The following is an 11,935-nucleotide window of genomic DNA, read 5'->3' as shown; positions in this document are numbered from 1 at the left end:
GACTCCGCGCTGCTGACCTCGGTCACGATGAGTGCCTCGCACTTGTTGTCGGTGGCAGGAGCGCTCATGACGATCTTGCCTGCACCCTGTCCAGACTGGCTGCCTGAAGCGTAGAGATCAGTACCTGGAGCGGGGCAGTCGCCATCAATCTCAACCCGGTACATACGGCGTTTCAGCTTGCCGAGATACTGCATGCGTGCAACGACTTCCTGTCCCGTGTAGCAGCCCTTGGTAAAACTGATACCGTTAACCAGTCCCATGTTGGTCATTTGTGGAACAAAGGCCTCGACAGTCTGCTCCTGAACCAGGGGTAAACCTGCCCGAATATCATCGAGTTTCCATGCGGCGTCATCAGCTGTCTCAGCAAATCCCTGTAGCGAGTCGCGGCGTGCTTCAATGGCTGCAGCAGGACCAATGATCATGTAGCGTGGTGTATCACCTGCGACAAGAACAAGTGTGCAGCCGTCATCAGCAAGCACTGCCTGGTCTGCTTCTGTCAATTGCGCAGCTTCCGGCAACAGGCCTGCAGCTTCACCGCTGACGCCGAGAAGTGCATAGTCATCATCGCCTGAACTGATCGTGACCTGTGAACGCAGGATAAACATTCCGAGGCGTTTCTGAATAGCTTCTGCCAGCTCTTTGGCCAGGGCCAGGTAGTAGCGACTGTCACCGGGAAACATGCGCATGTTAGCGAGCATGCGTCCCTTGGGTGTACAGATACCGGTTAGCTGGCTTTCTCCGTTGGTGACGTCACGAACATCATTTGTCAGCTGCCCCTGCAGAAAGATTTCACGGTCTTCGCCCTCAACGACAAGGATGGCGAGGTGCTTCAGTTCGTGTAGTTGTAAGTTGCTCATGGTTGCCCGTCTTGAAAACTGTTGACTCGATTTTAACCCAGTATGGTGATGCGTGAGGGTTTTTCAAGCGTACATTTACCCTGTTTTTGAATCCATCTATTCCTGACGCGGTAGCAGGGGCTCACGTGCGCTGTTGTGACCACGTGCTGCATTGATCCACCAATTCTCATGCGAGCCTTCGCTGTTGACGGATTCGTGTGGAACAAATTTTTCCTCACTACTGCCAATTTTCGTCAGAAATCCCCAATCCTTGTGCTTCTTGTTGTGAGCAAAGAAGGTCCATGCCTCGCGCTGGTGGGGCAGTACCACGCGGTGGAAATCTGTGCCAGTGATTCTGTTGATAGCGCCGGGCCCGAGGCTGCGTTTAATAACCTTGTTATCGTCCAGGCGCTCTTCCGTGTAACCGCCAGCCAGCACCATGCCGATAGCTTTGTCCCATGGGTGATCGTGCAGGCCACGATCCGGATCGCTGGTGAGAAAACGGTGAATATAGGCACCGCCGCCACCCGGCAGGCGGAACAGGTGGTAACGCTCGAGGTAGGGCTCGCCATGATTGCCGTGAATGATGCGACAGCGCAGCAGACCAGTGAATCCGTAGAGCAGTTTATCGATGAAATGAATCTTTTTTGTCATAAATCCGTCAATCGGGTCGGGTAGAAAGGTATCATAAGGTATTAGTGACTCAATTCGTGAGCCTCGTGGGACAAAAAATTCAGACAAGCGGGCTGGTACTTTACAAGAGCCGGCCAGCAGTAGTGCGCGCTATCAGCGACAAAATCGATATTGAATATGATGGCGGCAGCAAGCGCGTGCGTGAAAAAGATGTGACGCCGCTGCATCCGGGGCCTGTTTCCGTGTTACCGGGCGGCGTTGCCGATGCACCCGGGCTTGATGATGCACGCGAACTGTTGCTCGATGAAGCGCTTCCTTTAGAGGATTTGGCCGATCTGCTTTATGGTGAGTTCACACCGGCGTCAGCGTGGGGCGCATGGCAGTTTCTCAACGAAGGTCTCTATTTCAGCGGCGAAGCGGATGCCGTAAAAGCAAGACCGGCACAGCTGGTCGAAGAGGATATTGCACGGCGCGATGCCAAGGCACGAGAAAAGGCGGAGTGGGAAGAGATGCTGGAGCGTCTGCGCAAGAGGCAGATGGCGGAGAGTGACAGACCCGCTCTGGTCGAGGTCGAGCGTATCGCACATGGCGAATCTGACAAGAGCCGTATTCTCGATGCCATTGACCTGTCGGTAACACCTGCCAATGCACACCGTTTGCTGGTTCAGACTGGTTACTGGAGCGAAGAGTACAATCCCCATCCACGTCGCCATGGCATTATCCTGGATGACAACCTGCTAGATCTTGAGGACACTGCTGAACCACAGCGTACCGATCTTCGCGATCTGATGGCCTGGGCGATTGATGATGCCGGCAGCCAGGATCCGGATGATGCCATCAGTCTTGAAGGTGACCGGCTCTATGTTCATGTCGCCGATGCAGCAGCGATTGTCCAGCCAGGTTCGGCACTCGATGAAGAGGCGCGTAGCCGTGGTGCGAACCTTTACCTGCCGGACCGCGTTATCCACATGCTGCCGCATGCCATGACACAGCAACTTGGTCTCGGCCTGCAGGAGACCAGTCCTGCTCTCAGCATCAGCTTTGTCGTTGACGAGTCGGGTGAACTGGATGATATACGCATCGAAACCAGCCTGGTTCGGGTAACTCGCACCAGCTACGATGCGGCTGATCACGACCTGGAGGGCAATCTTGCCGGTTTGAAGGCGCTGACAGACAGGATCGCTGCACGCAGACAGCAAGCAGGTGCTGCCACGCTCGACCTGCCAGAGGTCAATGTTCGCGTCATCGAAGATGAAATAGTGATTAAGCCGTACCAGAGGGGCGGCAGCCGGCAGCTGGTAACAGAAGCGATGCTTGCTGCCGGTGAGGCCGTGGCCAAATACGCACAACAAAACACGATTGTGATTCCTTTCGCGAGTCAGCCAGAGCCTGACGAGGTTCGCCAGCCGCAGACGATGAGCGAGACATTCGCCTACCGTCGCATGTTCAAGCCCTCCCGGGGAACAGTTGAACCGGCACCGCATTTCGGTCTTGGTCTGCCTCGCTACACACGTACCACCAGCCCTCTGCGCCGTTATCCTGACTTGCTCGCGCATCAGCAACTGCATGCTTGGCTAAGAGGAGATGCGCTGCTTGACGAGTCACAGGTCAGCGAACGCTTGTCGATTGCCGAATCTGCCAGCAGGTTGATCCGCAAGGGCGAGCGTCTCTCCAACCAGCACTGGAAACTGCTCTACCTGCAGCGTAACCGTGATTGGCAGGGTGAAGCAGTCGTTGCAGAACTGGACGAACGCAAGATGACACTGATAATTCCGCAGCTGGCGCTCGAGATGAAACAGCGCCGTGTCGCCGGTCTCGAACTGGACCAGCAGGTCAGGCTTGCCGTGGATTCCATCAATATCAGTGATCTGGAGGCGCGTTTCCGGATCCTTGGGTAACTCCTCCAAGCGGTGCAAGTTGGCCAGTAACAAGCTGATCACGCCCCAAAAGATGTCCAAATATCCTAATCCGCTGTGCTTGCTTCAGGCTGCGATTCGGAGGTAAGGGCATCTTTTTGCAGGAATTTTCAATCCGCATGCAAATTCCGGCAAAAACAGTGTATTAATGATTTATAATATGCCCCCCTTTACTGCAATCCGGAGAAGGAAAAGTGGATCAGGATCAATCCGAAAAGTCGATCAAAGAGACGCTTGCAACCTTGTACGGCGTATCTTCCGAACAGGATAATCCGAAAGAGATCAACGCTTTTCTCCATCACGCGTCACAGGAAAAAGAGCACTTGATGAGCACCGATAATGAATTTAATGTCCGCCTCTTCGATGAGGCTGTGGATATGACGGTGCATCGTCTGCGCAGCATGCTGGTGGAGGACGTGCTTTGATTATTACCCACCTGCGGGCGGAGAATGTTCTCAAGTATGCCCGTCTGCAACTCGATGATCTCCCGCGCCTGGGCCTGATCGGTATCAGTGGCTCGAATGAATCCGGAAAAAGTACCATCGGCGAAACGATCTGTTATGCACTCTTCGGGCGTACTTTCTCTCTCGACGAAGAGCACCTGACGAAAATTATCCGCTGGGGTGAGCATGCATGCCAGGTGACACTTGGATTCACTGCCGGCGATGGTACTGAATACGAAGTAACACGTCATATCGACAAGAACCTGACGCAGGGCGCACGCTTGGCCAAGACATCAAATCCTGATGATATTCTGGCGCGCGGTAACGATACCGTTTCTGCAATGATCCAGCAGCTGATAGGTCTCGGTTACCCCGAGTATGTTGAATCATTCTACCTTGCACAGCGTGAGATTTCGGCTCCGCATCCTCACAGTGATGCAGTCAAGTCGATTGCAGGTGTGTTGCCACTGGAGCAGCTGCGCGACGAGTTTCAAAACGAGATCGAACGCCATAAAGGCATCATGGTCGAGGCTGATGAAAACCATATCCGGCTACAGGGAGAGATCGAAGCACTTGGTGTCGTGCCTGGACAGCTCGAGGAGATGCAGAAGCGCCGCGGTGAACTGCTGGAGTCAACGACGAAATGCCAGCAACAGGCGATAGATCTCGGTCAGAAGAGTGCTGCCTACCTGGGTGAGCTGGAGAAATACAAGCAGGCGATCGGTGCGAGATTCCGCAGTCGCTTGCTGCAAATGGCTTTCCTTATACCCGGTTCTGTCGCAGCCATCATCTGGTTTGTGCTTGCCTACCTTGGCCAAAACGACATGGTGGCAGGGGTTGCCGAGCAACTGCAACAGGCTGTTAAGCTGGGTTCTGATCAATATCATTACCTGGCTTTTGCAGCAGCAGCTCTTGGCCTGATTGCGTTTATCCTGTGGATACGAGAAATGACGGCGCAATACCGCATTGCGCATTTCTCGACTGTGACGAGTGGCTACCTGGAAGTGCTTGAACAGGTTCAGCAGCACCGTGCCAGCGGATATGATCTTGCTCTTCTCGATATTCCGGCCAGCGCGATTGGTGTAGAAATCGATGATGCCGAGGCGCAAAACCTGCGTCACCAGATGGCACGCCAACAGGCAAAGGTCGACAAGATACGTGAAGCGTCCGAGCTTGAAGTGACCTGGTTAAACGAGGTCAGCCAGGCGGAGTCGGAACTTGCTGCACAAATGGTAGAGCAAATCAGCAAGGAAGAGCAGCGCGTCAACATCGTTGATAGTTTGCGTTTTGAACAGGGGGGGCACGAACAGGCACTTGAGCACAGCAATCATCAACTCAAGGTGCTGAAGCAGGCTATTTCACTTCTCGACGGCGCAACTGAGAATCTTGCAACAGCCTTCAATCGTGAAGTTCGTGAGCGCACAGCTCAACTTCTGCCGATGCTGACCCAGGGTCGATATGAGCATATCAAGCTCGATGACAACCTGAATGTCGAGGTGCTATCGACAGAGAAGGGTGACTTCATGGTTTTTGACGAGGTCTCGAGTGGCACACAGCGCCAGATTCTTTTGTCTGTGCGTCTTGTGATCTCCCAGGCCCTGACGCGCGACTGTGTCAAGGGTGACCAGTTCCTGTTCCTCGATGAACCCTTCGCATTCTTCGACGCAGAGCGTACACAGGCTGGCCTCAATGGTCTAACTGGCTTTAGACAGTTGCCGCAAATATTTGTTATTGCACAGGAATTTGCAGAACATCCGCAGCAGTTTGCCATGTGTATCGAGATCGATCGCACGGCTACCGAACTCATCGCCTGACTCTGTTTCAGATCTACTGGTTCGCGCATGAACATCGTTGCCGGTGTTCATGCGTTTTCATTTCTATCGAAATAAAAAATAACTATCGGCTGCGTTGAGATAATCAATTAAAATAATTCTCACACGCGGTAAACTTACACTTGTCCCTGGCTGAAATCCGGTTTTAGGCCTCGGTTTAAAATCGCACAGGGCCGCGTATTCAAGGGTATCCAGAGAGGCTCTGGATGGTTAATCACAATAAACAATCGAGGAACAAGTTATGTCACTGAAAGGTTCAAAGACAGAACAGCACCTGAAGGACGCCTTCGCAGGTGAGTCCCAGGCAAACCGCCGTTATCTCTACTTCGCATCAAAAGCTGACATCGAGGGTTACAACGATGTTGCAGCAGTATTCCGTTCAACTGCGGAAGGCGAAACAGGTCACGCACACGGCCACCTTGAGTACCTCGAAGAGGTTGGTGATCCGGCAACCGGTCTGCCCATCGGTAGCACTTCTGACAACCTGAAGGCTTCTATCGCAGGTGAGACCCACGAGTACACTGATATGTACCCGGGTATGGCAAAAGATGCTCGTGACGAAGGTCATGACGAAATTGCCGACTGGTTTGAAACCCTGGCGAAAGCCGAGCGTTCACACGCTAATCGCTTCCAGAAAGCACTGGATAACCTCGACGGTTAATCCTTTGTAGTGCTCCTCACCGTCTTGGTGAGGAGCCTGCATAAACTACAGAATTTTTATCGTGCGAGGTCGATACGATGTCACGTGAGGGAAGTCTTGAGGCGCCAACACGCCACCCGCTGAATTGGCAGGATGAGAAGTTCTACGATAAGGAAGATCTCTTTAACGAACTGGAACGTATCTACGATATCTGCCAAGGCTGTCGCCGTTGTGTCAGCCTGTGTAACGCGTTTCCAACGCTCTTCGACCTGGTTGATGAATCAGATACCTTCGAGGTTGATGGTGTTGCCAAGGATGATTACTGGAAAGTTGTTGATCACTGCTACCTGTGTGATCTCTGCTTCCTGACCAAGTGTCCCTACGTTCCCCCGCACGATTGGAATCTTGATTTTCCGCACGTCATGCTGCGTGCCAAGGCAGTCAAGTTCCGTGAGGAGGGCGCCACATTCCGTGACAAGCTGCTCTCCAGCACAGACACGGTTGGTAAGCTTGCCGGTATCCCGGTTGTTGCCGGCGTCGTCAACACTGTTAACAAGAGCAAGACAACACGCAATCTGATCGAGAAAACACTCGGAGTTGATGCGCGTGCAAAACTTCCTGAGTATCACAGTTCAACCATGCGCAAGCGCATTTCGAAAAATGACGCGGCACAAGGTGAAGAGGCTGGTCCGACAAAAGGACGTGTTGCCCTGTTTGCTACCTGTTACGGCAACTACAATCTACCCTCCAGTGGCGAAGACCTGAAAGCCGTATTCGAACACAATGACATTCCTGTCACCATGCTTGAAAAAGAGCAGTGCTGCGGAATGCCCAAGCTTGAACTTGGTGATCTCGAAGCGGTTGCTGCTGCCAAAGAGGTAAATATTCCGGCAATGGTGAAAATGGTCGATGCAGGCTGGGACCTGGTTGCACCGGTAGCCTCATGTGTATTGATGTTCAAACAGGAACTGCCGCTGATGTTCCCTGATGATGCGGACGTAGCAAAGGTAGCAGAGGCGATGTTTGATCCGTTCGAATATCTCATGCTTCGCCATAAGCACGACAAGCTGAAAACCGATTTCAAACAGCCCCTGGGCAAGGTTGCCTGGCATGTTGCCTGTCATCAGCGCGTGCAGCGTATCGGTCCCAAGACACGCGAACTGCTGAAGCTGATTCCGGATACATCGGTCGATACCATTGAGCGTTGTTCCGGCCATGACGGCACCTATGCAGTGAAGAAAGAGTTTCATGACGTGTCGATGAAAATCGTGCGTCCGGTCGCCAAGAAGGTGACCCAGTCAGAGGCGGATCATTACACCTCGGACTGCGTCATGGCGGCACAACACATTTCAAATGCGCTTGCTGACGACAGTGAACCGGAACATCCGATTTCACTGATCCGTAAAGCATACGGAATCTGACATGTAGAATTGCCGGGACTCCTGCGGGAGCCCCGGTGTATAGACTATTAATTACTCACGACTGAATACTGATGCAAAAATTATCCCGCGAAACACTCTACTCACTTGAGGAGTATGCAGAAGCCCGTCCGACATTCAGGGCGGAGGTACTGCAACACAAGAAAAACCGCGCACTCGCGATTGGTGAGCACGCCACACTCTATTTTGAAGATTTCCTGACCATGAAATACCAGGTTCAGGAGATGCTGCGCATTGAGAAAATCTTCGAGAAAGCCGGTATCGAGGAAGAGCTCGATGCTTACAACCCCCTGGTTCCGGATGGTTGTAACTGGAAAGCAACCTTCATGATTGAGTATGGTGATGTCGAGGAGCGCCGTAAGGCACTCGAAACGCTGGTTGGTATCGAGGACAAGACCTGGATGCAGGTTGAGGGCTTCGACAAGGTATATGCAATAGCCGACGAGGATCTCGAGCGGACCGAGGCCGACAAGACCTCTGCTGTTCACTTCATGCGTTTCCAACTCACCCCGGAAATGACATCAGCTGCCAAGCAGGGTGCGGCAATTAACGGTGGTATCGATCACGACAGCTACAACATTTCAGTTTCACCGATCCCTGCCAATATTCGTGATTCATTGAGCGAAGATCTCGACTGATCGCTGCCTCGTCATTCCGGGTGCAACCCAGTGGAGACCCGGAATCTACTTTTGATGCACCCCTGGTCAAAACCGGGGTGACGAACTAACCACTACTCACCATCCGGTATTCCCACAAGCCATCTTGCAGTAAGCTTGTATTATGAAATACAAAATCGTCATCTATATTACTGCAACCTTGCTGCTGTTCTCATCAGCATTGCAGGCAAACCAGCTAAAGAATCATGCCTCACCCTACCTGGCACTGCATGGTAATGATCCTGTTGACTGGCACCCATGGGGACAGCAAGCCCTGGAGGCGGCGCGCAAGGGGAACAACCCCCTGTTTATCTCAAGCGGATACTTCTCCTGCCACTGGTGCCATGTCATGCACCGAGAGAGTTATGTCAGCGACGAGGTGGCAAAACTGCTCAACAGTTCATTCATCCCGGTGAAGATCGATCGTGAACTGGAACCGGCGCTCGACAGTTACCTGATCAATTTCGTTGAACGCACCAGGGGTGCCGGAGGCTGGCCGCTGCATGTCATCATGACTCCCGAGGGTTATCCCTTGACAGGTTTTACCTATGCACCGCGTGAACAGCTGATGACCGCACTGAAGCGAATTGATGCACGCTGGCAACAGGAGTCGCTGCAACTCAAAAAACTTGCACACGAGGCATATCAACAGATGTATCTCGGCAGTGAGGAACAGCAGACCAGGGATGTTACTGTAAAGAGTATCGAGTCCCGCTTTATACATGATGCTATTGCCTTGGCGAATGAGCTGCAGGGCGGGTTTGGCCAGCAGAATCAGTTTCCGATGGCGCCGCAGTTGACGGCCCTGCTGACAATCAATGCCGCCAGGCAAGACAGTCATCTCGCAGAGTTTCTTGAACTGACACTTGATCAGATGGCACAGCAAGGCTTGCGTGACCATCTTGTGGGCGGTTTTTTTCGCTACACGATCGATCCAGCATGGCAGACACCGCACTACGAGAAGATGCTCTATACACAGGCACAGATGGTTCGCCTTTACCTGCTTGCAGCGAAACGGCTACAGCGTCCGGACTATATCCAGATCGCGACGGAAACTGCTGATTTCGTGCTAAAGCATATGCGTGGACGCAGTGGCGGTTTTATCTCCAGTCTCTCTGCTGTTGATCAACACGAAGTGGAAGGAGGCAGTTACCTGTGGAGTGCAGAGAGCCTCTCGACTCTTCTTCTGAATGAGGACGAGAAAAAATTCGCTGAACTGCGCTGGGGACTTGAGACAGCAGGGGGTGATGAACAGTTACCAACAGAGCGACTGACTCTTGAGGCTGTTGCATCTAAATTAGAGATGACTGACGACGCGGCATCACGATTGCAGGAGAGGGTCAGGCAGCGTCTGCTCGGTGAGAGACGCAGGAATTCTCCACCCGAGGACAACAAGCAGCTGACCGCATGGAATGGCCTGATGCTCTCTGCCTTCAGCGAACTTGGGCTGCTGACCGGTGAGAGACGTTATTCAACTGCCTCGGTGAGCCTCGCCCGTTGGCTGTTGCGCGCCTGGGATGGTGACAAGCTGTCTCGATCCCTTGATGGATCGACAACAGTGGGAAGTGCGGCCCTGGCTGATTATGCGTACGTCGCCGAGGGGTTGAAAAAGGCATGGAAATTGAGCAATATCAATGCTTTCAGTGAAAAATCAGATAAAATAATCAAAGTAGCATGGTCACGCTATTTTGACAGTGCAGGATGGCATGCGAGTGATGCAATGCTGATTCCGGCTCCGGGTGGAGCTGGCGCTCTCCAGGGAGCACCGATGCCGTCGCCAGCCGCAGTTCTGATTTCACTTGGCGGTAACGCTGAATCGCTACAGCAAGCATACAGCAGGCAAGTGACAGCTATTGCTGATGAACCATTCTGGTATCCGGGACACCTGTTACAGGCACGACAATTCGCTACGGAGGCAAAGCCATGACGACGAGTGATCACACCCAACCAATGCACTCTGATGATATTGAGGCGGCATTGCTGGCCCTGAATGACGAGACAGGTGAATGGACAATCGTGGGACATACACTGGAGAACCAGTATCAATTCAGCGATTTTGTCGCTGCATTCGGTTTTATGACACAGGTTGCGCTGGTTGCCGAACGCATGAATCATCACCCGGAGTGGAGCAACGTTTACAAAACTGTTGATATACATCTGACTACCCATGAGATTGGCACTATTACAGGGCTGGATTTCGAGTTGGCAAGAGAGATAAGTGCGATAGCAGCCAGATTTGCTGCGGACGCAGCATAATTTTTAAGCTAAAATAGCCGCTCCTGAAAATGGACGACCTTCGATGATAACAGCGATTTACCCCGGGACTTTTGACCCGATTACCAACGGACACACAGATATTGTCAGACGTGCAGCTAAGCTGTTTGACAAGGTGGTTGTCGCAGTGGCCTTGAATGCCGGTAAAGAGCCCGCATGTACGCTCGAGAGACGGGTTGAGCTTGCTGAAACGGTTCTGGCTGAATTCGACAATGTTGAAGTCAAGTCATTTAGCGGGTTACTGGTAGACCAGGCCAAGCAGGAAAATGCCGAGGTCATCCTGCGTGGCTTGCGGGCAGTTTCAGATCTTGAACATGAATTCCAGTTGGCGGGTATGAACCGCCGCCTGGCGCCGGATATAGAGACAATGTTTCTGACGCCAGCAGAGAGATACACTTTCACCTCCTCAAGCCTGGTGCGTAATGTTGCGGCACATGGTGGTGATGTTTCAAGCCTTGTCCATCCGATTGTGGAACAGGCTTTGAAAGATAAATATTCAATGAAAACCGAGTAAATTTTACAAGAGAGTACTTCGATGGCGCTGATTATTACTGATGAATGCATCAACTGCGATGTGTGTGAACCCGAATGCCCTAACGGTGCAATCTACCAGGGCGACGAGATCTATGAAATCGATCCTGATCTCTGTACCGAGTGTGTCGGCCATTACGAAACCTCGCAGTGTGTCGAAGTCTGCCCTGTTGACTGTATTCCAGAAGATCCTGACCATGTTGAGACACAGGAAGAGCTGATGGCCAAGTACGAAAAGATTACTGCAGAAAACTCCTGATGATTGAGTGCGGCAGGGCCACACCCCTGTCGTGCTATTTCTGGCACTTGCTGCAGTAAAAGCTGGAGCGTTGGCCAATCACCTTGCTCTTGATTGTTTCTCCACAGCAACTACACGCCTCCCCGGCACGCCCATAAACTCGCAGCTCTTGTGCAAAATAACCCGGTTTTCCTTCCTCGTTGCGGAAATCCTTCAGGGTTGTTCCTCCCTGCCTGATCGCATCTTCAAGTACTCTCCTGATATTCATGACCAGACGTTCGTAATCGGTACTTGAGATTTTGCCTGCCTGGCGGGTAGGGCGGATGCCACTCATGAACAGCGCTTCGTTAGCATAGATATTGCCGACACCGACAATAATGCGGCTGTTCATGATGAAGTTCTTGATCGCAACACGTCGCTTCCTCGACATCTTCCAGAGATACTCACCTGAAAATGTATCATCCAGGGGCTCGGGTCCGAGATGTTTCAGCAACAGA

General features: G+C 52.4%; 13 protein-coding genes. 10 read left to right on the top strand and 3 right to left on the bottom strand.

Going from position 1 to position 11,935, the window contains the following annotated elements:
- Both ygfZ and BOW51_RS02920 read right to left on the bottom strand, forming a co-directional pair.
- The coding region (gene ygfZ, locus BOW51_RS02925; protein WP_078476360.1) for a CAF17-like 4Fe-4S cluster assembly/insertion protein YgfZ at positions 1-857 on the bottom strand (857 nt) is incomplete at its 3' end.
- Between the two features lie 96 nt (positions 858-953).
- Positions 954-1,490 carry a hypothetical protein gene (locus tag BOW51_RS02920; RefSeq protein WP_078476359.1) on the bottom strand — a complete coding sequence of 179 codons (537 nt, stop codon included), beginning with the start codon at positions 1,488-1,490 and terminating at the stop codon, positions 954-956.
- A 65-nt stretch (positions 1,491-1,555) separates the two neighbouring features.
- On the opposite strand from BOW51_RS02920, the gene BOW51_RS02915 reads away from it, so the two are divergent.
- From BOW51_RS02915 to BOW51_RS02870, 10 genes are all read left to right on the top strand, one after another.
- Entirely contained in the window at positions 1,556-3,367 is a 1,812-nt protein-coding gene (locus tag BOW51_RS02915; RefSeq protein WP_245828408.1) for a ribonuclease catalytic domain-containing protein, read from the top strand.
- A 212-nt stretch (positions 3,368-3,579) separates the two neighbouring features.
- Positions 3,580-3,810: a hypothetical protein gene (locus BOW51_RS02910; protein ID WP_078476357.1), complete on the top strand. Its 231-nt coding sequence runs from the start codon at positions 3,580-3,582 to the stop codon at positions 3,808-3,810.
- On the top strand, positions 3,807-5,642 hold the full coding sequence (locus BOW51_RS02905; protein WP_078476356.1) for an AAA family ATPase: 1,836 nt from the start codon (positions 3,807-3,809) through the stop codon (positions 5,640-5,642). Before BOW51_RS02910 ends, BOW51_RS02905 begins: the two co-directional genes overlap by 4 nt.
- A gap of 259 nt (positions 5,643-5,901) precedes the next feature.
- Positions 5,902-6,321, top strand: coding sequence for a rubrerythrin family protein (locus tag BOW51_RS02900; RefSeq protein WP_043117790.1), 420 nt, complete (start codon positions 5,902-5,904; stop codon positions 6,319-6,321).
- A 77-nt stretch (positions 6,322-6,398) separates the two neighbouring features.
- A complete protein-coding gene (locus tag BOW51_RS02895) occupies positions 6,399-7,721 on the top strand; it encodes a heterodisulfide reductase-related iron-sulfur binding cluster (RefSeq protein ID WP_078476355.1) in 1,323 nt (440 codons plus the stop codon).
- A gap of 71 nt (positions 7,722-7,792) precedes the next feature.
- Complete coding sequence (locus BOW51_RS02890) at positions 7,793-8,377, top strand: DUF3501 family protein (RefSeq protein ID WP_078476354.1); 585 nt, start codon at positions 7,793-7,795, stop codon at positions 8,375-8,377.
- Between the two features lie 142 nt (positions 8,378-8,519).
- Positions 8,520-10,322, top strand: coding sequence for a thioredoxin domain-containing protein (locus tag BOW51_RS02885; RefSeq protein ID WP_078476353.1), 1,803 nt, complete (start codon positions 8,520-8,522; stop codon positions 10,320-10,322).
- Positions 10,319-10,651, top strand: a complete 333-nt coding sequence (locus tag BOW51_RS02880) for a 4a-hydroxytetrahydrobiopterin dehydratase (protein ID WP_245828406.1) — start codon at positions 10,319-10,321, stop codon at positions 10,649-10,651. Before BOW51_RS02885 ends, BOW51_RS02880 begins: the two co-directional genes overlap by 4 nt.
- A 43-nt stretch (positions 10,652-10,694) precedes the next feature.
- Positions 10,695-11,183 (top strand): pantetheine-phosphate adenylyltransferase, encoded by a 489-nt coding sequence (gene coaD, locus BOW51_RS02875; RefSeq protein ID WP_078476352.1) that lies wholly within the window; start codon positions 10,695-10,697, stop codon positions 11,181-11,183.
- Between the two features lie 21 nt (positions 11,184-11,204).
- Positions 11,205-11,459 (top strand): YfhL family 4Fe-4S dicluster ferredoxin, encoded by a 255-nt coding sequence (locus BOW51_RS02870; protein ID WP_078476351.1) that lies wholly within the window; start codon positions 11,205-11,207, stop codon positions 11,457-11,459.
- Positions 11,460-11,493: 34 nt separating this feature from the next.
- On the opposite strand, the gene BOW51_RS02865 is transcribed toward BOW51_RS02870, so the two are convergent.
- A partial coding sequence (locus tag BOW51_RS02865) for a zinc finger domain-containing protein (RefSeq protein ID WP_281252857.1) occupies positions 11,494-11,935 on the bottom strand: 442 nt, incomplete at its 5' end.

It is taken from the genome of Solemya elarraichensis gill symbiont (assembly GCF_002021095.1).
Classification (GTDB): Bacteria; Pseudomonadota; Gammaproteobacteria; order Chromatiales; family Chromatiaceae.
The sequence above is the reverse complement of the archived record's forward strand: the minus strand, read 5'-3'. Positions and strand labels throughout refer to the sequence as shown.

Excerpts from the sequence above, each read along its gene's own strand:
- BOW51_RS02920 (WP_078476359.1), bottom strand. The coding sequence starts at position 1,490 with ATGACAAAAAAGATTCATTTCATCGATAAACTGCTCTACGGATTCACT.
- BOW51_RS02900 (WP_043117790.1), top strand. The coding sequence starts at position 5,902 with ATGTCACTGAAAGGTTCAAAGACAGAACAGCACCTGAAGGACGCCTTC.
- BOW51_RS02895 (WP_078476355.1), top strand. The coding sequence starts at position 6,399 with ATGTCACGTGAGGGAAGTCTTGAGGCGCCAACACGCCACCCGCTGAAT.
- BOW51_RS02890 (WP_078476354.1), top strand. The coding sequence starts at position 7,793 with ATGCAAAAATTATCCCGCGAAACACTCTACTCACTTGAGGAGTATGCA.
- BOW51_RS02885 (WP_078476353.1), top strand. The coding sequence starts at position 8,520 with ATGAAATACAAAATCGTCATCTATATTACTGCAACCTTGCTGCTGTTC.
- BOW51_RS02880 (WP_245828406.1), top strand. The coding sequence starts at position 10,319 with ATGACGACGAGTGATCACACCCAACCAATGCACTCTGATGATATTGAG.
- coaD (WP_078476352.1), top strand. The coding sequence starts at position 10,695 with ATGATAACAGCGATTTACCCCGGGACTTTTGACCCGATTACCAACGGA.
- BOW51_RS02870 (WP_078476351.1), top strand. The coding sequence starts at position 11,205 with ATGGCGCTGATTATTACTGATGAATGCATCAACTGCGATGTGTGTGAA.